At 66.3% G+C, this 19,828-nt stretch carries 23 protein-coding genes; 14 read left to right on the forward strand and 9 right to left on the reverse strand.

The window, feature by feature from the left end; all coding sequences use genetic code 11:
• The coding region (locus Q0105_RS07065; protein ID WP_298210173.1) for a gamma-glutamyltransferase at window positions 1-329 on the forward strand (329 nt) is incomplete at its 5' end.
• Between the two features lie 151 nt (window positions 330-480).
• Here Q0105_RS07065 and Q0105_RS07070 read toward each other — a convergent pair.
• Window positions 481-1,173 carry a hypothetical protein gene (locus Q0105_RS07070; RefSeq protein ID WP_298210175.1) on the reverse strand — a complete coding sequence of 231 codons (693 nt, stop codon included), beginning with the start codon at window positions 1,171-1,173 and terminating at the stop codon, window positions 481-483.
• A gap of 52 nt (window positions 1,174-1,225) precedes the next feature.
• Between Q0105_RS07070 and Q0105_RS07075 the strand changes: the two genes are divergently transcribed.
• Genes Q0105_RS07075 through Q0105_RS07085 form a run of 3 tightly spaced genes read left to right on the forward strand, consistent with a single transcriptional unit; the run spans window position 1,226 to window position 2,814 of the window.
• Window positions 1,226-1,831: a DUF2975 domain-containing protein gene (locus Q0105_RS07075; RefSeq protein ID WP_298210177.1), complete on the forward strand. Its 606-nt coding sequence runs from the start codon at window positions 1,226-1,228 to the stop codon at window positions 1,829-1,831.
• 16 nt (window positions 1,832-1,847) lie between these two features.
• Window positions 1,848-2,105 (forward strand): helix-turn-helix transcriptional regulator, encoded by a 258-nt coding sequence (locus Q0105_RS07080; protein ID WP_298210179.1) that lies wholly within the window; start codon window positions 1,848-1,850, stop codon window positions 2,103-2,105.
• Between the two features lie 7 nt (window positions 2,106-2,112).
• The gene (locus tag Q0105_RS07085; protein ID WP_298210181.1) at window positions 2,113-2,814 is read left to right on the forward strand and encodes a hypothetical protein; all 702 of its coding nucleotides are present in this window, start codon (window positions 2,113-2,115) and stop codon (window positions 2,812-2,814) included.
• A gap of 34 nt (window positions 2,815-2,848) precedes the next feature.
• On the opposite strand, the gene queA is transcribed toward Q0105_RS07085, so the two are convergent.
• Window positions 2,849-3,985 (reverse strand): tRNA preQ1(34) S-adenosylmethionine ribosyltransferase-isomerase QueA, encoded by a 1,137-nt coding sequence (queA, locus tag Q0105_RS07090; protein WP_298210182.1) that lies wholly within the window; start codon window positions 3,983-3,985, stop codon window positions 2,849-2,851.
• A gap of 105 nt (window positions 3,986-4,090) precedes the next feature.
• Complete coding sequence (locus Q0105_RS07095; RefSeq protein WP_298210184.1) at window positions 4,091-5,359, reverse strand: HD-GYP domain-containing protein; 1,269 nt, start codon at window positions 5,357-5,359, stop codon at window positions 4,091-4,093.
• 106 nt (window positions 5,360-5,465) lie between these two features.
• On the opposite strand from Q0105_RS07095, the gene recG reads away from it, so the two are divergent.
• The 4 genes from recG to ubiA all read left to right on the forward strand — a co-directional run bounded on the left by recG (window position 5,466) and on the right by ubiA (window position 10,215).
• Window positions 5,466-7,616, forward strand: coding sequence for an ATP-dependent DNA helicase RecG (recG, locus tag Q0105_RS07100; protein WP_298210186.1), 2,151 nt, complete (start codon window positions 5,466-5,468; stop codon window positions 7,614-7,616).
• Between the two features lie 4 nt (window positions 7,617-7,620).
• Window positions 7,621-8,586, forward strand: coding sequence for a LysR substrate-binding domain-containing protein (locus tag Q0105_RS07105; protein ID WP_298210189.1), 966 nt, complete (start codon window positions 7,621-7,623; stop codon window positions 8,584-8,586).
• A 123-nt stretch (window positions 8,587-8,709) separates the two neighbouring features.
• Window positions 8,710-9,231 (forward strand): Dps family protein, encoded by a 522-nt coding sequence (locus tag Q0105_RS07110; protein ID WP_298210191.1) that lies wholly within the window; start codon window positions 8,710-8,712, stop codon window positions 9,229-9,231.
• A 93-nt stretch (window positions 9,232-9,324) separates the two neighbouring features.
• Entirely contained in the window at window positions 9,325-10,215 is an 891-nt protein-coding gene (gene ubiA / locus Q0105_RS07115; RefSeq protein WP_298210193.1) for a 4-hydroxybenzoate octaprenyltransferase, read from the forward strand.
• 50 nt (window positions 10,216-10,265) lie between these two features.
• On the opposite strand, the gene Q0105_RS07120 is transcribed toward ubiA, so the two are convergent.
• On the reverse strand, window positions 10,266-10,940 hold the full coding sequence (locus tag Q0105_RS07120) for a response regulator transcription factor (RefSeq protein WP_298210195.1): 675 nt from the start codon (window positions 10,938-10,940) through the stop codon (window positions 10,266-10,268).
• Between the two features lie 84 nt (window positions 10,941-11,024).
• Window positions 11,025-11,966 carry an N-formylglutamate amidohydrolase gene (locus Q0105_RS07125; protein ID WP_298210197.1) on the reverse strand — a complete coding sequence of 314 codons (942 nt, stop codon included), beginning with the start codon at window positions 11,964-11,966 and terminating at the stop codon, window positions 11,025-11,027.
• A 136-nt stretch (window positions 11,967-12,102) separates the two neighbouring features.
• Between Q0105_RS07125 and Q0105_RS07130 the strand changes: the two genes are divergently transcribed.
• Entirely contained in the window at window positions 12,103-12,315 is a 213-nt protein-coding gene (locus Q0105_RS07130; protein WP_298210199.1) for a helix-turn-helix domain-containing protein, read from the forward strand.
• Window positions 12,316-12,331: 16 nt separating this feature from the next.
• The gene (locus Q0105_RS07135; protein WP_298210201.1) at window positions 12,332-12,847 is read left to right on the forward strand and encodes a Clp protease N-terminal domain-containing protein; all 516 of its coding nucleotides are present in this window, start codon (window positions 12,332-12,334) and stop codon (window positions 12,845-12,847) included.
• 7 nt (window positions 12,848-12,854) lie between these two features.
• Here the strand turns inward: Q0105_RS07135 and Q0105_RS07140 are convergent, their stop codons facing one another.
• Entirely contained in the window at window positions 12,855-13,358 is a 504-nt protein-coding gene (locus Q0105_RS07140; protein WP_298210203.1) for a MarR family winged helix-turn-helix transcriptional regulator, read from the reverse strand.
• Between the two features lie 141 nt (window positions 13,359-13,499).
• Here Q0105_RS07140 and recA point away from each other — a divergent pair, with 141 nt between their 5' ends.
• Window positions 13,500-14,588, forward strand: a complete 1,089-nt coding sequence (gene recA / locus Q0105_RS07145) for a recombinase RecA (protein WP_298210205.1) — start codon at window positions 13,500-13,502, stop codon at window positions 14,586-14,588.
• 65 nt (window positions 14,589-14,653) lie between these two features.
• Window positions 14,654-15,109 carry a recombination regulator RecX gene (gene recX / locus Q0105_RS07150; protein WP_298210207.1) on the forward strand — a complete coding sequence of 152 codons (456 nt, stop codon included), beginning with the start codon at window positions 14,654-14,656 and terminating at the stop codon, window positions 15,107-15,109.
• Window positions 15,110-15,160: 51 nt separating this feature from the next.
• Here the strand turns inward: recX and Q0105_RS07155 are convergent, their stop codons facing one another.
• From Q0105_RS07155 to argC, 3 genes are all read right to left on the reverse strand, one after another.
• Window positions 15,161-16,213: an OmpA family protein gene (locus tag Q0105_RS07155; RefSeq protein ID WP_298210209.1), complete on the reverse strand. Its 1,053-nt coding sequence runs from the start codon at window positions 16,211-16,213 to the stop codon at window positions 15,161-15,163.
• Between the two features lie 110 nt (window positions 16,214-16,323).
• Window positions 16,324-17,034, reverse strand: coding sequence for a MarC family protein (locus tag Q0105_RS07160; RefSeq protein ID WP_298210211.1), 711 nt, complete (start codon window positions 17,032-17,034; stop codon window positions 16,324-16,326).
• A 19-nt stretch (window positions 17,035-17,053) separates the two neighbouring features.
• A complete protein-coding gene (gene argC, locus Q0105_RS07165) occupies window positions 17,054-17,977 on the reverse strand; it encodes an N-acetyl-gamma-glutamyl-phosphate reductase (RefSeq protein ID WP_298210213.1) in 924 nt (307 codons plus the stop codon).
• 229 nt (window positions 17,978-18,206) lie between these two features.
• On the opposite strand from argC, the gene sucC reads away from it, so the two are divergent.
• Together sucC and Q0105_RS07175 are read left to right on the forward strand one after the other, a co-directional pair.
• Window positions 18,207-19,367, forward strand: coding sequence for an ADP-forming succinate--CoA ligase subunit beta (gene sucC / locus Q0105_RS07170; protein WP_298210215.1), 1,161 nt, complete (start codon window positions 18,207-18,209; stop codon window positions 19,365-19,367).
• A 15-nt stretch (window positions 19,368-19,382) separates the two neighbouring features.
• A partial coding sequence (locus Q0105_RS07175; RefSeq protein WP_366145915.1) for a CoA-binding protein occupies window positions 19,383-19,828 on the forward strand: 446 nt, incomplete at its 3' end.

Below are 19,828 nucleotides of genomic sequence, written 5' to 3' on the forward strand. Positions count from 1 at the left end.
CACCCCAGATGGCGTTTGGCGTGATGGGCGGCCCCATGCAAAGCCAGGGCCACACACAAATGGCGCTGCGCGTGCTGCGCTACGGCCAAAACCCCCAGGCTGCCGCCGACGCGCCGCGCTGGCGTGTGACGGGCGGCAAAGGCGTGGCCGTGGAGCCCGGCTTCGATGCCGCCGTGGTCGCCGCGCTGCGCGCGCGTGGCCATGAGGTGACGGTGGAAGAGGGCAACGGCGTGTTCGCCTTCGGCGGCGCGCAACTGGTGCTGAAAAATGGCGACAGCTACATCGCGGGCTCCGACCCGCGCAAGGACGGGCACGCCGTGGCATTCTGACCCGAGGCTGGTACCGACTCAGCGGGCCAGCAGGGCCTCGGGCAGGGTTCCCTGGGCGGCCACCCCGCACAAGAAGGCTTGGGCGTGCTGCGGTGGGGCGCGCTCCCGGCGCCACCGGTGCGGGTGCGGATCACCGCCGCTGACAGTCTGCTCAGGACCCCGTAGCGCAGTCCGGAAAGCGTTTTTTCAGCTCTGCGGCAGGCATGGTTTCGGCCAGGTCTATGTTGCGCAGGATGGGGATGTACTCGCCCGGCTCGGTGAAGCGGATCAGCGTGGTCACCGTCTGGTTTCGGCTGCCGCCGCTGTGGTGGCAGCCGGCCAGTTCCAGCCCGAGCCCCAGCTCGCGGCGGCCGTCGTCCGTGCCTTTCCAGCCCAGGGCCCGGGCGCGCAGGGCTTGCAACCGGGGCAGGGCGGCGGGGTCGATGCGCCAGACCTGAGCCTGGGTCTGGGGGGTGTCGTACCCCGCGAGCGGGCTGCGTTCGGCCGTGCTGCGCAGCTCCTGGAGGGGCAGTTTTTCTTCCAGCTGTTCCACGGTGGTGCTGCCGTTGGGCAGGCGCAGCTTGCGCGACACGCTCACTGACAGCAACAGCTCCTGGCCGTGCAGCTGCAGGTTGGGGCTGTGCACCACGGCGGCGCGCAGCGCGGCGGGGTCCAGCGTCTCCAGGCTCAGGGCACGCAGCTTCCACAGGGACGACACGGGCACGCTGCCACAGGCCGCCAGCAGGGCGGCGACGGCGGCTGCAGACAGGGCCAGGCGCAAGGCCCGCAGGCTGCGCGGCCAGGGGCGGGTGGGGCGGAACGCCGGCGCGGCGCTGCCGGGGTGTGCAAAGGGTTGGTGGAACATGGCGGTATGATTTCTGTAAAACAGCATATTATTATCGTTTTGCAATAAATTTATGGCAAGCAACACACTTCTTCGTGGCACCGCCCTGTCGGTGCAAACCCCCTCATTCCGGCGGCTGGCCTGGGGGCTGCTGGCCGCCAGCTGGGTGTGCGCCTGGGTGTCTCTGGGGCTCTCGCTGGCGCGCTGGGCGGCCATTGGGCACGAGGCGAGTTGGGGCGGCTGGATGCCGGTCACAGTGGTGCCGGCCCAGGCCGTGCTGGCAGGGCTGGTGCCGCCCCGGTCCATGGACACGCTGTGGCGCTGGGTGGGCGTGGGGCTGGAGTGCATTCCCGCCGCCGCCATGCTGTATGTGGTGCTGTGCGTGCACCGCATCTGCCGCTCGTTCCTGGCGGGGTCGGTGTTTGGGGCCGCTGTGGTGCGGGGGTTCCGTGGGGTGGGCTGGGGGTTTCTGGCACTGTTCGTGACCTCGCTGCTGTACCAGGTGGGCGTGACCGCCTTGTTGTCCTGGCTGGCATCGGGGCAACAGGGCGGGCTGGTCGTGCTGGGCGTGGGCTCGTTCGAAATGAGCGTGCTGGTGGTAGGGCTGATGATGCTGCTGCTGTCGCATGTGCTGGCCGAGGGCTGCCGCCTGCAGGCCGAAGCCGATGCCTTTGTCTAACCCCGCACCCATCCCCATGGCTATTGTTGTCACCCTGGACGAAATGCTCGCGCGCCGCAAGGTCAAGTCGCGGGATCTCGCGGCCCATGTGGGCATCACCGAGGCCAACCTGTCCTTGCTCAAAAGCGGCAAGGTCAAAGGGGTGCGCTTCGAGACCCTGTCGGCCATCTGTGCCTACCTGCAATGCCAGCCGGGGGACCTGCTGGCCTGGGTGCCGGACGCCGCTGCGGCGCCTGCGGGCGATGGGGCGGGTGGTTTTCCGCCGCAGGAGTAACCGCTGGATGTGCGCTGCCCTGGTGCGCCGCCAGCGCCTGGCCTGGGCGCTGGGCGGGTCGCTGCTGCTGCATGTGGTGGGGTTGGCGGTGCTGTGCAAGGGCGCCGCGCCCAGGCCGTTGCGCCCGCCGCCGGGGAGTGCGGCCGCCCCGTCACCGCCCGCCATGCTGTGGGTGGCGACAACGGCAACCTTGCCCCCGCCCGCTGTCGCGGGCGGGGCAGGGGCCCCGCAGCCAGTGCGCCCGGCCACGGCAAGGGCGCAGGCCGTGACGATCGCGGCGGCGAGGGGCATGCCCAAGCCCCCGGCGACGGTGGTCCCGCTCTCTCCCCGGGACGCGGGTCCGGAGCCCGGGGCCGGGGCGCCATCTTCGGGGGGCGCCGCCGCGCCCGTGCCCCAGCCCTCGGCCTCTGGGGCGTCGCAGCCAACCGCGCTCGGGCTGGACGATGTGGCGCGTGCACTGGCGCGTGAGAGGGCGTGGCAGCGTCGGCAACGGCCAGCCGGTGCGCTGCAGCCCGGCCCGTTGGACGCGCCCGCCGCTGCGGCGCCCGGGGCGGGCGGGTGGGCGCACGACAGGCGCGGCGCTGACGGCGCGCGCACCGCGCAGGTGGCGGGGCCGTGGGGCAGCTATTGCGTGGAGCTACCGTCCACCAACCAGCCCCCGGCCATGGGCGCGGCACCGCGCATTGCGCCGCCGCGCACCTGCCGCTGATGGAGCACGGCCGAAAAACTCTCAGCCTTTGAGGTCAGGGTGTGCTGCGCGGGCGCTCCAACAGCATCGCATCGCCATAGCTGAAAAACCGGTACTGCTGTGCAATGGCGTGCCGGTACAGGCCCATCACATGGGCATAGCCCGCAAATGCGCTCACCAGCATCATCAGCGTGCTTTTGGGCAGGTGGAAGTTGGTGATCAGCACATCGACCACCTGAAAGGCAAAACCCGGCGTGATGAAGATGTTGGTGTCGCCCGTGGCCTGGCCGGTTTTTGCCCACGATTCGAGCGTGCGCACCGTGGTTGTACCCACGGCCACCACGCGGCCACCGCGCTTTCGGCAGCGCTCCAGCGCAGCCAGCGTGGACAGGGGCACCTCGTACCACTCGCTGTGCATCTGGTGTTCGGCCAGGTTCTCGGTCTTGCAGGGCTGGAACGTGCCCGCGCCCACGTGCAGCGTGACGCTGGCGCGCTCGATGCCGCGCGCGGCCAGATCGGCAAGCACGCTTTCGTCAAAGTGCAGCGCGGCGGTGGGGGCGGCCACGGCGCCGTGGGCGCGCGCAAACACGGTCTGGTAGCGCTGGCTGTCCTCGGCCTCGTCGGGGTCGTGGTCGGTGTTTTGCTGGCGCTCAATGTAGGGCGGTAGCGGCAGGTGGCCGTGGCGGTCCATCAGCTCCCAGGGCGATTCGCCCGCCGGGCCTTGCAGCGCAAAGCGAAACAGCGGGCCGTCCTCGGTGGGCCAACGGCCGAGCAGTGTGGCGTCGAACCCGCCCGCGTGGCGGCCGCCGGCCATGTGCACGGTGCTGCCGGGCAGGGGTTTTTTGCTGACCTTCATGTGGGCCACGACTTCGTTGCCGTCGCCATCGGTGAGCACGCGCTCGATCAGCAGCTCCAGCTTGCCGCCGCTGGCCTTCTCGCCAAAGATGCGCGCCTTGACCACGCGGGTGTCGTTGAAGACCAGCAGGTCGCCTTCGCGCAGCAGGCTGGGCAAATCGCGAAAGATGCGGTCCACAGGCTGCAGGGCGCGGCCGTCGAGCAGGCGTGAGGCGCTGCGCTCGGGCGCGGGGTGCTGGGCGATGAGTGCGGGGGGCAGCGAAAAATCGAAGTCGCTGAGGGTGAAAACACGCGGGGCGTGGGGGGCGCTGGGCGCGCCGCTAGAGAGATCGGTCATCGTGCTTGAGGGCTGAACGGGCCCGTGCCAAGAAAAAAATCAGAGGGCGCGATTGTCCCATGCGCGCCCATGCACCTCGGCGCCCGCCAGTGACACGTCCTAGAGCTACCAGGCCTTTTCGGTGAAGCCCGACCAGAGCTCGTTCAGGTCGGGAAAGCGCCATTTATCTTGGTCTTCGCGCGCCACGATCTTCTCGGTGCAGCCGGGGGCGGCCAGGTCCACCAGGTCGGGTGGGATGCGCAGCGCGGATTTGGTCGAATAAAAGACCTTGACCTTGGGCGTGGTGAGGGCCTTGGGGGCCTGTTCGGTGACGACGCCAATGCGCCCCGAGGTCAGCCGCACCAGCGAGCCGACGGGGTAGATGCCGATGCTCTTGACGAAGGCCTGGAACAGGCGTTGATCGAAGTGGTCGCTGGTCCACTCGGCCATGCGGCGCAGGGATTCGGACGGGTCCCAGCCGCGCTTGTAAGGGCGGTCGGAGGTGACGGCGTCGTACACGTCGCAGATGGCTGTCATGCGGGCGATCACGCTGATGCCATCGCCCTGCAGCTTGTCGGGGTAGCCCGATCCGTTGATTTTTTCGTGGTGGTGCAGGCAGGCGTCTAGCACGGCATCGGGCACGTTGCCGCCCTCCTTGAGCATCTCGTAGCCCGCTACCGGGTGGCTGCGCACCACGGTGAATTCTTCATCGGTGAGTTTGCCCGGCTTGTTGAGCACGGCCAGCGGTATGGCCGCCTTGCCCAGGTCGTGGAGCAGGCCCGCCAGACGCGTCTGTTCGTCGTCAAGCCGGAGCTGCTTGGCCAGGGCCACCATCAGCGCGCACACGGCGACCGAGTGCATGTAGGTGTAGTCGTCAGCGGTTTTCAGGCGCGCCAGGCTGATCAGCGCGCTGGGGTTGCGCGTGACGGAGTCAGAAATCTCCGTGACCAGGTTTTGGGCGACCACCGAGTCCACTGCGCGGCCCATGCGGGCCTCGTTGAACATCGACACCACGGCCTGCTTGGATTTCACGCAGATGGCTGCCGCCATCTTGAGTTCGCCCTGCATGTCGGCGGGCAAGCGGTTGCGCTTTGGGGGCGGTGGCACGGGCAGGCTCACCTCGACGGGCGGCAGGTCTTCCAGGCGGCTGAAGTCGGTGTCGATCTGGGCATCGACCTCTTCGCGCGACACCGATGCAGTGCCGGTGGCCACGTCCAGGCCCTTGGAGGTGTCGATCCAGCATTCGTTGATGGCGGTGGCCTGGATGCGCTCCAGGTCATTGGGGTCCTTGAGCAGGAACTTGGCTCGCCAGAACGGGTGCTCCATCCACGAGCCGCAGAACTCGTGCAGATACATGCCCAGGGTGAGATGTTGGATTTGGATGCGCTTAAGCATGTTATGACCCGGACTCGGAAAAGGCGTCCAGCTTTGGGCGCCGGTAACGGTAACCATGGTAGCCTTTTTGCCCCAGTCTGTACCGCTAGTATTTCCAGCTATTTTTATGCCTTCCGCCGCCCGAGTTTCCCCTGATGCCAAAGCCGCGGCAGCCCCGGCTGCCGCCAAAGGGGTTTCCGCGATGCAGAAGGCGCTGCAAAAAATCGGGCTGCGCCGCGACATCGACCTGGCTCTGCATTTGCCCCTGCGCTACGAAGATGAAACGCGCATCATTCCACTGGCCAACGCCCGCGATGGGCAGATGGCCCAGATCGAAGCCACCGTGGTGGCAAGTGAGGTGCAACTGCGCCCGCGCCGCCAATTGGTGGTGCAGGTGGAGGATGACAGCGGCACCTGCGAGCTGCGTTTTTTCAGCTTCTACCCCTCGCACCAGAAAACCATGTCCGTGGGCGCCCGCCTGCGCATCCGGGGTGAGGTCAAGGGCGGGTTCTGGGGGCGGCAGATGCTGCACCCGGCGTTTCGCGTGGCGGGCGGCGAGCTGCCCGCAGCGCTCACGCCCGTCTATCCCACCACGGCTGGGCTGCCCCAGCCTTACCTGCGTCGCGCCGTGGTGGGTGCGCTGGCGCGGGTGGATCTGTCGGACACGCTGCCGCCCGGTGCCGAGCCGCCTTTTGCACGGTTTAGAGGTCAAAATGGCCTGCAGCGCCTATTCAGCTTGCGCGAGGCGCTCTCTTTTTTGCATCACCCCACGCCCGATGTGGCGCTGTCCACGCTGGAGGACCACAGCCACCCGGCCTGGCAGCGCCTGAAGGCTGAGGAACTGCTGGCCCAGCAACTGTCGCAGCAGCAGTCGCGGCGCGAGCGCGACATGCTGCGTGCGCCCGTGCTGCGCCCGCAGCCTGCCCATGCGGGTGTGCTGCCCTTGCACGAGCAGCTCATGGCCGTGCTGCCCTTCAGCCTCACGGCCGCCCAGCGCCGCGTGGGCGAGGAAATCGCCGCCGATCTGGCCCGCCAGGTGCCCATGCACCGCCTTCTGCAGGGCGACGTGGGTTCGGGCAAAACCGTGGTGTCGGCCCTGGCCGCCTGCCTGGCCATGGACGCGGGCTGGCAGTGTGCGCTGATGGCGCCCACCGAGATCCTGGCCGAGCAGCATTTCGCCAAGATGATCGGCTGGCTCGAACCCCTGCTGGCCGCGCGCGGCCGCAAGGTGGCCTGGCTGGTGGGCGGGCAAAAAAAGAAGGACCGCACCGCCATGCTGGCCCTGGTGGCCAGCGGCGAGGCCGCCCTGGTGGTGGGCACGCACGCCGTGATCCAGGACCAGGTGCAGTTCAAGAACCTGGCGCTCGCCATCATCGATGAGCAGCACCGATTTGGCGTGGCGCAGCGGCTGGCGCTGCGGCAGAAGTTAGCTGCCCACGGCATGGAGCCGCACATGCTGATGATGAGCGCCACCCCCATTCCGCGCACGCTGGCCATGAGCTACTACGCCGACCTCGATGTGTCGGTCATCGACGAACTGCCCCCCGGCCGCACGCCCATCGTCACCAAGCTGATTGCCGACAGCCGCAAAGACGAGGTGATCGAACGCATCGGCGCGCAGGTGGAGGCCGGGCGGCAGGTGTACTGGGTGTGCCCGCTCATCGAAGAGAGCGAGGCGCTGGACCTGAGCAACGCCACCGCCACCCATGCCGACCTGAGCGAAGCCTTGCCCGGCGTCATGGTCGGCCTGCTGCATTCGCGCATGCCCACTGCCGAGAAGAAAGCCGTGATGGCGCTCTTCACCAGCGGCCAGATGGGCGTGCTGGTCAGCACCACCGTGATCGAAGTCGGCGTGGACGTGCCTAACGCATCGCTCATGGTCATCGAACATGCCGAGCGTTTTGGACTCTCGCAGTTGCACCAGCTGCGCGGCCGGGTAGGGCGCGGTGCGGCGGCCTCGGCCTGCGTGCTGCTGTATGCCACCAACGACAGCGGCCGCGTGGGCGAGACCGCCAAAGAGCGCCTCAAGGCCATGGCCGAAACCAACGATGGCTTCGAGATTGCCCGGCGCGACCTCGACATTCGCGGCCCCGGCGAGTTTTTGGGCGCGCGCCAGTCGGGCGATGCGCTGCTGCGTTTTGCCGACCTTGCCACCGACACCGTGCTGCTCGAATGGGCGCGCGAACTGGCCCCGCAGATGCTGGACCGCCAACCGGATTTGGCCGCGAAACACGTGGCGCGCTGGTTGGGTGGAAAATCGGACTATCTCAAGGCCTGACACCATGACCCTCACCGAACTCAAGTACATCGTTGCGGTGGCCCGCGAGAAGCACTTCGGCCATGCGGCCGATGCCTGCTATGTGTCGCAACCCACGCTCTCGGTGGCCATCAAGAAGCTCGAAGAAGAGCTGGATGTGAAGCTCTTCGAGCGTAGCGCGGGTGAGGTGACCGTGACCCCACTGGGCGAGGACATCGTGCGCCAGGCGCAGAGCGTGCTGGAGCAGGCGGCGGCCATCAAGGAGATCGCCAAGCGCGGCAAAGACCCGCTGGCCGGGCCGCTCACGCTGGGGGTTATCTACACGATCGGGCCCTATCTGCTGCCCGAGCTGGTGCGCCAGTCGATCACGCGCACGCCGCAGATGCCGTTGATGCTGCAGGAGAACTTCACCGTCAAACTGCTGGAGATGTTGCGCACGGGCGAGATCGACTGCGCCATCCTGGCCGAACCTTTCCCCGACACGGGCCTGGCCATGGCGCCGCTGTATGACGAGCCCTTCATGGCGGCCCTGCCCAGCACGCACCCGCTGGCCGGCCGCAAAAGCGTGACTGCCGCCGAGCTCAAGAGCGAGACCATGCTGCTGCTGGGCGCTGGCCACTGCTTTCGGGACCATGTGCTGGAGGTCTGCCCCGAGTTCGCGCGTTTTGCGAGCAATGCCGAGGGCATCCGCAAGTCGTTCGAAGGCTCGTCGCTGGAGACCATCAAGCACATGGTGGCCGCCGGTATGGGCGTGACGCTGGTGCCACGCCTGTCGGTGCCGCGCGATGCGCTGCTGTCCGTGTCGCGCCGCCGCAAGAGCGACGAGACCTACATCCGTTACCTGCCTATCCGCGAGGAAGACGGCAGCCCGCCGCCCATGCGCCGCGTGGTGCTGGCCTGGCGCCGCAGCTTCACGCGCTACGAGGCCATCGCGGCCCTGCGCAACGCCATCTACGCCTGCGAGTTGCCGGGCGTCAAGCGCCTGTCCTGACCCTTTGGCCACGGGTGCAATTCGCTTGCGCTACAGTGTTAGCCGTGCCCGTGTTCTTCCGGCGTGGCCGGTGGGGCGCGGATCTTTCTCCCCCCTTTTTTTCAGCATAGAAGGATCACACTCATGGCCAAAGCCTCCGGAAAATCCGCTGCCAGCAGCAAGGCCTCTGCTCCCAGCATCAATATCGGCATCAGCGACAAAGACCGCGCTGCCATCGCCCAGGGCCTGTCGCGCCTTTTGGCCGACACCTACACGCTGTACCTCACCACCCACAACTTCCACTGGAACGTGACGGGCCCCATGTTCAATGCACTGCACACCATGTTCATGGCGCAGTACACCGAGCTGTGGAACGCGGTGGACCCGATCGCCGAGCGCATCCGCTCGCTGGGCCACGTGGCGCCGGGCTCGTACGCAGAATTCGGCAAGCTGGCCACCGTGTCTGACGCCCCCGCCAAGCCACCCAAGGCGCTGGACATGGTGCGCGTGCTGGTCGAAGGCCACGAGGCCGTGGCCCGCACCGCCCGCAGCCTGTTCCCTCTGGCCGATAAGGCCAGCGACGAACCCACGGCCGATTTGTTGACCCAGCGCCTGACGGTGCATGAGCAGACGGCCTGGATGCTGCGCTCGCTGCTCGAAGAGTAAGAGCGGCCAACTTCGTCCGAACGAAGCGCCCGGTGGCCGCAAGGCCCCGGGCGCTTTTTTTGTGCGGGTGCGCATCTGGGAAAATCATGCCCCATGACCGCAGCAACCATCGCTACCCGCAGCCGCTTGTCCTTGTACCTCGACCTCATCCGCTGGGACCGCCCCGCGGGCTGGCTGGTGTGCCTGTGGCCCACGCTCTCGGCGCTGTGGATCGCGGCCGACGGGTTTCCGGGCTGGCACCTGCTGGCGGTGTTCGTGCTGGGCACTTTCCTCATGCGCAGCGCGGGCTGCTGCGTGAATGACGTGGCCGACCGCGACTTTGACAAACACGTCAAGCGCACTGCGCAGCGGCCCGTGACGACGGGCGCAGTGTCGGTGAAACAGGCGCTCACCTTGGCAACGGTGCTGGCGCTGGTGTCGTTCGGGCTGGTGCTCACCACCAACGCGGCGGCCATCGCCTGGTCGGTGCCCGCCGTGCTGGTGGCCATTGCCTACCCGTTCACCAAGCGCATCATTTCCATGCCCCAGGCAGTGTTGGGCATCGCGTTCAACTTCGGCATCGTGATCGCCTTTGCCGCCGTGCAGGGCCAGGTGCCCGCCGTGGCCTGGTGGATGTGGCTGGGCAATATGTTCTGGGTGCTGGCCTACGACACCGAATACGCCATGGTGGACCGCGACGACGACCTCAAGATCGGCATCAAGACGTCGGCCATCACGCTGGGGCGTTTCGATGTGGCGGGCATCGTGGTGTTTTACCTGCTTTTCTTGTCGATTTGGGCTCTAGCGCTTTCTCCTTATGCGCTAGGCGCTATTTTTTATATAGCAATTGCCGCAGCGCTCGCGCAGGCCGTGTGGCACTTCACGTTGATCCGTACCCGCACCCGCGAGGGCTGCTTCAAGGCGTTCCGCATCAACCACTGGCTGGGCTTCACTGTGTTTGCGGGCATTGTGGGCAGCTATCTGGTGCGAGGTTTACTCGCCTGAAAGGCATCCAGCGCTTGATGAATAAGCGTTGGCAGCTATTGTTTTGATAGCTATCCAGGAATTTTCTCCAGGCAATACCCCAGTCCGCGCACCGTGGCGATGCGGATGGGGCCGCCCTCGATCTTCTTGCGCAGGCGGTGGATATAGACCTCGATGGCGTTGTTGCTCACCTCTTCGCCCCACTCGCACAGGCGCTCGACGAGTTGCTCCTTGCTCACCAAGCGGCCCGCGCGCTGCAGCAGCACCTCCAGAAGGCCCAGTTCGCGCGCCGACAGCTCGATCATCTTGCCGTCGATGGTGGCCACGCGGCCGGCTTGGTCGTACACCAGCGGGCCGTGTTTGATGGCGCTGCTGGTGCCGCCCATGCCCCGGCGCGTGAGGGCACGCACGCGCGCCTCCAGCTCTTGCAGGCTGAAGGGTTTGGCCATGTAGTCATCGGCGCCAAAATCCAGCCCTTTCACGCGCTCTTCCACGCTGTCGGCGGCGGTGAGGATGAGCACGGGCAGGGCCGAGCCCCGGCCGCGCAGCTTTTTCAGCACTTCCAGCCCGTGCATCCGGGGCAGGCCCAAGTCCAGGATGAGCAGGTCGAACTCGTTGTTGGTCAACAGGGCGGCATCGGCCTCGCTGCCGCTGGCGACATGGTCCACCACGGCTCCCGAGGCGCGCAGGGTGCGCAGCAGGCCATCGGCCAGCACCTGGTCGTCTTCGGCAATAAGGATGCGCATGGGGGTCTCTCCTAGTGGGTGGCGACGGTCTGCCGCCGTGCCTATGCCACGATTCTAGGCGGCGCGCAGGCCCTCCAAGAGCCTTCAGCGCGGGTCGGTGGCCAGCAGCTTGTGCAGCAGCGCCGCCAGGTCAGTCTGCAGGCGGGCCACGCCCTCGGGGTGCTGGGCCAGCGTGTGCTCGTCCATGTAGAGCTTGCGGTTGATTTCGAGCTGAATGCTGTGGCGTTGCTGCGCGGGGTGGCCGTAGCGGCGCACCAGCTCCACGCCTTTGTAGGGGTGGTTGTATTCCACGCTGTAGCCGCAGACACGCAGGTGTTCGCAGATCAGCACCGACAGCGCCGGGCTCGCCGTGGAGCCATCGCGGTCGCCCACCACAAAGTCGGCATGTTCCAGGCCGGGGAAATCGGTGGCAAAGCGCCCCGCCACGGCGGGCATGGAGTGGCAGTTGAGGTGGATGCTGTAGCCGTGGCGCGCATGGGCAGCGTCAATGGCCTCGGCCACGGCTGCGTGGTAGGGGCGCCAGCAGCGGTCAATGCGCGCCTGCACCTCGGCCACGCTCAGCAGGCGGTTGTAGATGGGCTGGCCTTCGTCGGTGAACTTCCAGACCAGGCCCTTGCCCAGGCGCACCTTGCTGAGCGCCTTGGGGTCGGTGCTCAGGGGGCCGGGCCACGCGCCGTCGAGCAAGGAGGTGTCCAGCTCGGTGGTGTCGCGGTTGGCATCAAGGTAGATGCGGGGAAAGTGGGCCTCGACCCAGGCCGCGCCCATCGCGGGGGCAAAGGCATAGATTTTTTCGACGTGCGTGTCTTCCGCGCGGCGCAGCGTGGAGAGGTCGCAGGCCGAACCGAAGTCGGCGGGGTACTGGGTGCCGCTGTGGGGCGAATCCAGTACCAGCGGCGTGTTGCCGGGAATGGCCGTCACCACGGAGGCGGCGGGGGCGAGTGCGATTGCGGGCCCCGGCGAGCCGGTGGCTCCGGGCTGGGCTTGCAGGAAGACGCGGTGGTGTATCGGTTTCAAGACAACAGGCATATGCCGAGTGTGCGCAAAAAGAGGCCGCAGGCCCGACTACCCAAACCGGGTGGGGACTGTGGTTATTCTTGAAACAAGTCCCCATGGCCGTCAATGTTGGTTGACGTGAATGTATTTCGTCAACTATAGTTGACGAATGCTGACGCCCATTTCTCTCCCGTCCCACGAAGACCCCGAGGCCGCACTGGCTGCGGTGGTTGCCCTGCGCCTGATGGCCGATCGGCTGGAAGCTGCTGCGGTCGCTGCGGCCCTGAAGAAGGGGTGGTCGTGGGCGCAGATTGCTCAGGCGCTGGGCGTGAGCAAGCAGGCGGCACACAAGCGCCTGTCATCCCAAGTCCCCCGTTCTTGAAAGAGGAGCCATCGCCATGTTTCGCAAATTGCAGCACCGACTCCAGAGCATCCGCACATTGAGCCGCCTGTGCACGGGGGCCGAGGCGCATGCCCGCGCCAGTGGCCAGGCGGCGCCGGGGGCAGAGCACTTTCTGCTGGCGGCCATCGAGCTTCCCGACGGATCGGCTCGGCGGGCTTTTGAGAGCGTGGGGGCCGACCCCGCCGCCGTCCGCGATGCCATCGAACAACAGTACCGCGATGCCTTGCAGGGCCTGGGGCTGAATGCGCCCCTGCCAGAGGCGGCGGCCCTGGCCCCACCTGGCCCCGGACTCTACCGGGCCCAACCCTCGGGCCAGGAGGTCATACAAACACTGGCGCACTCGCGCAAGGACCAGGGCGGCCCGCTGCGGGGGGCCCATGTGGTGGCGGTGATTGCCGCCATGCCCCAAGGCGTGGCAGCGCGCACCCTTCGCGCCATGGGCATCGACGCAGGTCGGCTGGCTGCGGCGGCGCGGGCCGAGGTGCCACTGGTGCCTGGCGCAATAGACTGATCCAGGGTCAGCTGCCTGCCCCTTCACCTCCCGCATACGCCTCCAGGCCAATGGCCACCACCGTGGCCACGTCCTGCCCCACCTCCTCGCGGAACTCGGCCTCGGCCTGGGCCACGGCATCGCGGAATGCCTGCAGCCAAGCCAGCCCCGTGGGCGTGAAGCACACGCGGCGCGCACGTGCATCGAGCGGATCGGCCTCGCGCGTGACCAGGCCCCAGGCCTCGCACTGGTCCACCAGGTTGGCCATGGCCTGTTTGGTCATGCCCGCGCGCTGGGCCAGGTCGGTCAGCCGGTCGCCCTGCAGCGCCAGGTGGCGTGTGATGTGCACGTGGGCCGCGCTCACCTGGTCGCGCGCCGCCAGGTTGGACAACGCCAGCGGCACCTCCACATTGCGCGCCATGAGCTGCAGCACCCTGGCGTCGAAGCGGCGCATCGCGTGGCCGAGCAGGCGACCCAGGTGGGTCTGGCGCCAGCCATCGTGGGCGGGCGCCGAGAGGGGGATTTGAAGCATAGCCAATTGTCAGGCAAACTGACTAAGTTCTCCTTGAATGCAGGTCAATGGCTCGCATAAACTACTGTTCAAGCATCCAGCCTGTAATTAATTGCAGAGCAATGCAAACACCCAACCTGTTGTTTCTCAAGGAGTTTTCTCATGGACGTCGCAGTCAAAGGCACCAATCCCGCATTGCCCGTGAACACTGAAAAGGCCAAGGCCCTGGCCGCCGCGCTCGCTCAGATCGAGAAGCAATTTGGCAAGGGCACCATCATGCGCCTGGGTGAGGGCGAGGTGATCGAGGACATCCAGGTGGTCTCCACCGGCTCGCTGGGCCTGGATATTGCCCTGGGCGTGGGTGGCCTGCCCCGTGGCCGCGTGGTGGAAATCTATGGCCCGGAATCGTCGGGCAAAACCACGCTCACGCTGCAGGTGATTGCCGAAATGCAAAAACAGGGCGGCACCTGCGCCTTCGTCGATGCCGAACACGCCCTTGACGTGCAATACGCTCAAAAGCTCGGCGTGCAACTGTCCGATCTGCTGATCAGCCAGCCTGACACCGGCGAACAGGCCCTGGAAATTGTGGATAGCCTGGTGCGCTCGGGTGCGGTGGACCTGATCGTCATCGACTCGGTGGCCGCCCTCACCCCCAAGGCCGAAATCGAAGGCGAGATGGGCGATGCCCTGCCCGGCCTGCAGGCCCGCCTGATGAGCCAGGCTCTGCGCAAGCTCACCGCCACCATCAAGAAGACCAACTGCATGGTCATCTTCATCAACCAGATCCGCATGAAGATCGGCGTGATGTTCGGCAGCCCCGAAACCACCACCGGCGGCAACGCGCTCAAGTTCTACGCTTCGGTGCGCCTCGATATTCGCCGCACCGGCACCATCAAGAAGGGCGACGAAGCCATTGGCAACGAAACCAAGGTCAAGGTGGTCAAGAACAAGGTGAGCCCGCCGTTCAAGACGGCCGAGTTCGACATCCTGTTCGGCGAAGGCATCAGCCGTGAGGGCGAGATCATCGACATGGGCGTGACGGCCAAGATCGTCGAAAAGTCCGGCGCCTGGTATGCCTACAACGGCGAAAAAATCGGCCAGGGCCGCGACAACGCCCGCGAGTTCCTGCGCGAGAACCCCGACCTGTCCATCGAGATCGAGAACAAGGTGCGCGAGCAACTGGGCATCGCCCTGCTGCCCACGGCGCAGGCGCCAGCGCCCACCAAAGGCAAGGCTGCAGACGAGGCATAAAAGAGGCTGCTAGCGCTTATATATCAAGCGCAAGTAGCTATCAAAATAGAAGCATTTCGTTGGCCATGGGGTTCACCACGCTTTCGCTCAAAGGCCGTGCGCTGCGGCTGCTGGGCCAGCGGGAGCACTCGCGGGCCGAGCTGCTGCGCAAGCTTGGCCCGCATGTGCAGGAGGGCGACGACCTCAACGCCGTGCTCGATGAACTGCAGAGCAAAGACTTCATCAACGAGGCGCGGGTGGTGGAGTCGGTGCTCCACCGCCGCGCAAGCCGCATGGGCGCATCGCGCATCCGGCAAGAGCTGCAGGCCAAAGGGTTGGAGGCGGAGACGGTGCAGCAGGCCGTGGCCCAGTTGCAAGGCAGCGAACTGGAACGCGCCTGCGAGGTGTGGCGCCGCAAGTTTGGCGAGCCCGCAACCGATGCCGCAGGCCGCAACAAGCAGATCCGTTTTCTGATGGCGCGGGGCTTTTCGGGCGACGTGGTGCACCGCGTGGTGCGCGGCGGCGATGACGCCCTGGACTGACCGGGGCTGTCCGGGGCCGCCGCCCCTTTCTCGCTTTGCCCTGTGGGTTGGTTACTGCAGCACCAGCTCCACCCGGCGGTTCTTGGCGCGGCCCGCGTCGGTGCCGTTGGAGGCCACGGGCGCCAGGCTGGCCACCCCGTTGGCCGTGAGCCGGTCGCGGGCAATGCCGTAGTCCTTGGCCAGCACTGCCGCCACGGCATCGGCCCGGCGGCGGCTCAGGTCGATGTTGGCAGGCAGGTTGCCCACGTTGTCGGTGTGGCCCACCACATGCAGCTTCAGGCCGGGCTGCTGCTTGAGCAGGGCCCCGATCTGGTCCAGCGACGCCTTGCTGGCGGGCTGGATGTCGGCCTTGTTCGTGTCGAACAAAATACCGTAGATGGCGACCCGCCCGTTGGCGTCCAGGCCCTTGCCGATCTCGCTGGCCGAGAGGGTTTCCATGCGCTGCTCGCGCGCCTTGGGCTCCACGCGCACAACGGCGACCGTGGTGCGCTTGCGAAATTCCGCCTCGTCGCAATACACCGACATGTCCTGGGGCGTCCAGGTGAACACGGCCAGCGTGGCGCCCGTGGCCTTGTTGTCGAGCAGTGCATAGCGCAGGTCGGCGATGGTGCCAGCCGCGCAGGCCGCTGGGGTGTTGTCGCCCGCCTTGCCCTCCCAACTGCGCGGCAGCAACTGGCCCGGCAGGTTGAAGCGGAAGATGCCGGTGGAGGAGCCACCGCAGGCCTCGAAGCCCGCGCATTCGTACACCGTCTCAAAGCCCGCTGCCTTGTGCGCCTGCTGGTAGTTGCGCAGCACTTCAAGCGGAGAGCGCCCTGCGGGGGTCACGTATTGCAGTGCGGTGCGCTGGCCTGCGCGCTCGATGCTGCGTGGCGCCACCAGCCGGTCATCGCTCTGCTCCACCGCCTTGGCGGCGGGAAAACGCACTTCGTCATAGGCGGCGTCGTCGCGATAGAGCAGCACGGAGCCGGTGTAGCGCTGCACGCCCGCCGGGTCGCTCAGCCCCTTGGTGTCCTGCGCCGGCACGCGTGTCTGCGCCCCAGCCGCGCCGCACAGCGCGGCTGCCAGCACGGCGGCAGCGGCCGCCTTCCATGTCAATTTGTTCATGCGCAAAGCCCTCCAGAGTCGGGCGACAGGCCCGGTACGGCGGATTATGGGCGCGTACCCTGCCAACGGCCTGTGCGAAAAATCACGGGCCCGGCGAATGGAGTGCTCGGTCAGCCACCCGGCAGCAGCCCTTGCCGCACCACGCTGGTCAACAGTGGCGCCAGGCCATCCCACAAGATCTGGATGCCCAGGCACAGCAAGATGAAGGCCGACAGCCGCAAAAAGACCAGCGTGCCGGTTTCGCCCAGCGGCTTCAAGATGGCCTGGGCGTAGCGATAGCACATGAGGATGGTCAGCGCCACCACGGCAAGGCCCAGCACGGCGCCCATTGTGCGGGCGGTGGCCGTGGCCAGTGCTGGGTCGGCCAGGCTGGCCCCCACGGTGATGGTGGCGGCCACGGTGCCGGGGCCGCAGGTGATGGGGAATGAGAGCGGATAGAAGTGTGTCTTGCGCACCATGTCCGGCGTGTATGCCTCGGCCAGGCGCGCGGCGCGGGCTGATTCCGCGCTCTCGGCGCCCAGCAGGCGCCAGCCGATGTTCACCACCAGCAGGCCACCCGCCACGCGCACGATCTCCAGCGAGATACCGAAAAAATCCAGCACAAAGGAGCCGACCAGGGTGCAGGCCAGCATCAGCAGGAAGACATTGCGCGCGATGCGGCGCGACAGCTCGCGCCGCGTGGCTTCGGACGCGCCGTCCGTCAGCGACAGGAAGATGGTCGCCGTGCTGGGAGGGTTGATGATGGGCAGCAGCGTAGCGATGACCAGCAACGCGCTTTTGCCCAGCGTCAATGCATAACCGGCCAGATCCCCTTGAACCATGTGTCGGGACGACCTTGCTTCAAAGGCCCAACATCAGCTTGAGGTTCTGCACCGCCGCGCCGCTGGCGCCCTTGCCCAGGTTGTCCAGGCGGGCCACCACCACGGCCTGGCGGTGGGCTTCGTTGGCGAACACGCGCAGTTCCAGTTGGTTGGTGTCGTTGAGCGCCAGTGCGTCCAGCTTGCCGTCTTCGGTGGCGGGCAGCACCTGCACGAACTGCTCGGGCGTGTTGCTCTTGGCGTAGTGAGCAGCCAGGGCCGCGTGCAGGTCGGCGGCCTTGGGTTGGCCGGGCAGGGTGTCCAGGTGTAGCGGCAGGTTCACGAGCATGCCCTGCTTGAAGTTGCCGACGGCGGGCGTGAACAGCGGCCGCGTGCGCAGGCCCGTCAGCGCCATGATTTCAGGGATGTGCTTGTGCGCCAGGCCCAGCGCGTAGGCCTCGTACAGCGGCGCGGTGCCTGCCTCGTAGGCTTCGATCATGGTGCGGCCGCCACCCGAATAGCCGCTCACCGCGGGCAACGCCACGGCCGCATCGGCGGACAGCAGGCCCGCGTCGATCAAGGGGCGCAGGATGGCGATGGCGCCCGTGGCATAGCAACCAGGGTTGGCCACGCGGTCGGCCTTTGCGACGGCATCGGCCTGCCGGGCCGCGAGTTCGGGGAAACCATAGACCCAGCCTGGGGCCACGCGGTGCGCGGTGGACGCGTCGATGATTCGCGGCTTGCGACCGGCCAGGCCGTCGATCAGTGCCACCGACTCGCGCGCGGCATCGTCGTGCAGGCACAGCACAACCAGGTCCACGTCGGCCATCAGGTCGCGTTTGGCGTTGGCGTCCTTGCGCAGCTCGGGTGCGATGCTCACGAGTTCGACCTCGGGCATGGCCGCCAGGCGCTCGCGTATCTGCAGGCCCGTGGTACCGGCTTCGCCATCAATAAAGACTTTGGACATAGGGGTGCTCCTGCAAAAGAGTAAGAAAAAAGGGGGCGGCGTCTGCCTGCCAGCATCATCAATCAACAAAACCCGGTAACCCGCCAGGCACACAAGGCTGTCAGCTACGCACAAGAATGGTGCATTGCAACATGATACAGTTGCCGGTTGCCATGTCCCCAGCCCGCGGCCAGACATTTTGATGTCCATGGTAAACGGGTAACCACCATCCTTCCCTGAGAGAGACCTCATGAAGATTCACGAATACCAAGGCAAGGAAATCTTGCGCAATTTTGGTGTGCCCGTTCCGCGCGGCATTCCCGCATTCACGGTGCAAGAAGCCGTGGAAGCAGCTCAGAAACTCGGCGGCCCCGTGTGGGTCGTCAAGGCCCAGATCCACGCCGGTGGCCGTGGCAAGGGCGGCGGCGTCAAGGTTGCAAAGACCATTGAAGACGTCAAGCGCATCTCTGGCGAGATCCTGGGCATGCAGCTCAAGACCCACCAGACCGGCCCCGAAGGCCAGAAGGTCCGCCGCCTGTACATCGAAGACGGCGCCGACATCAAGAACGAACTGTACGTGTCCCTGGTGACCGACCGCGCCACGCAGAAGGTGGCCCTGATCGCTTCGAGCGAAGGCGGCATGGACATCGAGGAAGTGGCCCATTCCACGCCCGAGAAGATCATCACCGAGATGATCGACCCGCTCACCGGCATCACCGCCGAGCAAAGCAAGAAGGTCGCCGCAGCCATCGGCCTGACCGGCGCTTCCATTGATCAGGCCGTGGACATCTTCGCCAAGATCTACAAGTGCTACATGGACACTGATGCGTCGCTGGTGGAAATCAACCCGCTGAACTGCGACTCCAAGGGCAACCTGATGGCCCTGGACGCGAAGTTCAACTTCGACGCCAACGCGCTGTTCCGTCAGCCAGAAATCGTGGCCTTCCGCGATCTGGATGAAGAAGATCCGGCCGAAGTGGAAGCCTCCAAGTTCGACCTGGCCTACATCAGCCTCGATGGCAACATCGGCTGCCTGGTGAACGGCGCGGGCCTGGCCATGGCCACCATGGACACCATCAAGCTGTTCGGCGGCGAGCCCGCCAACTTCCTGGACGTGGGCGGCGGTGCCACCCCCGAGAAGGTCACCGAAGCCTTCAAGATCATGCTCAAGAACCCCAAGGTCGAAGGCATTCTGGTCAACATCTTCGGCGGCATCATGAAGTGCGACACCATCGCCACCGGCGTGATCACCGCCTGCAAGGCTGTGAACCTGAATGTGCCGCTGGTCGTGCGCATGAAGGGTACGAACGAAGAGCTGGGCAAGAAGATGCTGGCCGAGTCCGGCCTGCCCATCATCGCTGCAGACACCATGGCCGAAGCTGCGACCAAGATCGTTGCTGCCGTCAAGTAAGCCCGGAGAACACACATGTCGATCTACATCAACAAAGACACCAAGGTCATCACCCAGGGCATCACGGGCAAGACGGGCCAGTTCCACACCGAAAAGTGCCAGGAGTACGCGAACGGCAAAAACTGCTTCGTGGCTGGCGTGAACCCGAAGAAGGCTGGCGAGTCGATCTTCAACATCCCGATCTACGCCTCCGTCAAGGAAGCTGCTGCGCAGACCGGCGCTACCGTGTCGGTGATCTATGTGCCCCCGGCAGGTGCTGCCGACGCGATCTGGGAAGCCGTGGAAGCCGACCTGGACATGGCCATCTGTATCACTGAAGGCATTCCTGTGCGCGACATGCTGATGGTGCGCAATAAGATGAAGGCCAAGGAAGCCGCAGGCGGCAAGAAAACCCTGCTGCTGGGCCCCAACTGCCCCGGCCTGATCACGCCCGACGAGATCAAGATCGGCATCATGCCCGG

It is taken from the genome of Acidovorax sp., from assembly GCF_027492855.1.
Lineage (GTDB): Bacteria > Pseudomonadota > Gammaproteobacteria > Burkholderiales > Burkholderiaceae_C > Acidovorax.

Coding starts and splice junctions, on each gene's coding strand:
- Q0105_RS07070 (WP_298210175.1), bottom strand. CDS start 1,173: ATGTTCCACCAACCCTTTGCACACCCCGGCAGCGCCGCGCCGGCGTTC.
- Q0105_RS07075 (WP_298210177.1), top strand. CDS start 1,226: ATGGCAAGCAACACACTTCTTCGTGGCACCGCCCTGTCGGTGCAAACC.
- Q0105_RS07080 (WP_298210179.1), top strand. CDS start 1,848: ATGGCTATTGTTGTCACCCTGGACGAAATGCTCGCGCGCCGCAAGGTC.
- Q0105_RS07085 (WP_298210181.1), top strand. CDS start 2,113: ATGTGCGCTGCCCTGGTGCGCCGCCAGCGCCTGGCCTGGGCGCTGGGC.
- queA (WP_298210182.1), bottom strand. CDS start 3,985: ATGACCGATCTCTCTAGCGGCGCGCCCAGCGCCCCCCACGCCCCGCGT.
- Q0105_RS07095 (WP_298210184.1), bottom strand. CDS start 5,359: ATGCTTAAGCGCATCCAAATCCAACATCTCACCCTGGGCATGTATCTG.
- recG (WP_298210186.1), top strand. CDS start 5,466: ATGCCTTCCGCCGCCCGAGTTTCCCCTGATGCCAAAGCCGCGGCAGCC.
- Q0105_RS07105 (WP_298210189.1), top strand. CDS start 7,621: ATGACCCTCACCGAACTCAAGTACATCGTTGCGGTGGCCCGCGAGAAG.
- Q0105_RS07110 (WP_298210191.1), top strand. CDS start 8,710: ATGGCCAAAGCCTCCGGAAAATCCGCTGCCAGCAGCAAGGCCTCTGCT.
- ubiA (WP_298210193.1), top strand. CDS start 9,325: ATGACCGCAGCAACCATCGCTACCCGCAGCCGCTTGTCCTTGTACCTC.
- Q0105_RS07120 (WP_298210195.1), bottom strand. CDS start 10,940: ATGCGCATCCTTATTGCCGAAGACGACCAGGTGCTGGCCGATGGCCTG.
- Q0105_RS07125 (WP_298210197.1), bottom strand. CDS start 11,966: ATGCCTGTTGTCTTGAAACCGATACACCACCGCGTCTTCCTGCAAGCC.
- Q0105_RS07130 (WP_298210199.1), top strand. CDS start 12,103: ATGCTGACGCCCATTTCTCTCCCGTCCCACGAAGACCCCGAGGCCGCA.
- Q0105_RS07135 (WP_298210201.1), top strand. CDS start 12,332: ATGTTTCGCAAATTGCAGCACCGACTCCAGAGCATCCGCACATTGAGC.
- Q0105_RS07140 (WP_298210203.1), bottom strand. CDS start 13,358: ATGCTTCAAATCCCCCTCTCGGCGCCCGCCCACGATGGCTGGCGCCAG.
- recA (WP_298210205.1), top strand. CDS start 13,500: ATGGACGTCGCAGTCAAAGGCACCAATCCCGCATTGCCCGTGAACACT.
- recX (WP_298210207.1), top strand. CDS start 14,654: ATGGGGTTCACCACGCTTTCGCTCAAAGGCCGTGCGCTGCGGCTGCTG.
- Q0105_RS07155 (WP_298210209.1), bottom strand. CDS start 16,213: ATGAACAAATTGACATGGAAGGCGGCCGCTGCCGCCGTGCTGGCAGCC.
- Q0105_RS07160 (WP_298210211.1), bottom strand. CDS start 17,034: ATGGTTCAAGGGGATCTGGCCGGTTATGCATTGACGCTGGGCAAAAGC.
- argC (WP_298210213.1), bottom strand. CDS start 17,977: ATGTCCAAAGTCTTTATTGATGGCGAAGCCGGTACCACGGGCCTGCAG.
- sucC (WP_298210215.1), top strand. CDS start 18,207: ATGAAGATTCACGAATACCAAGGCAAGGAAATCTTGCGCAATTTTGGT.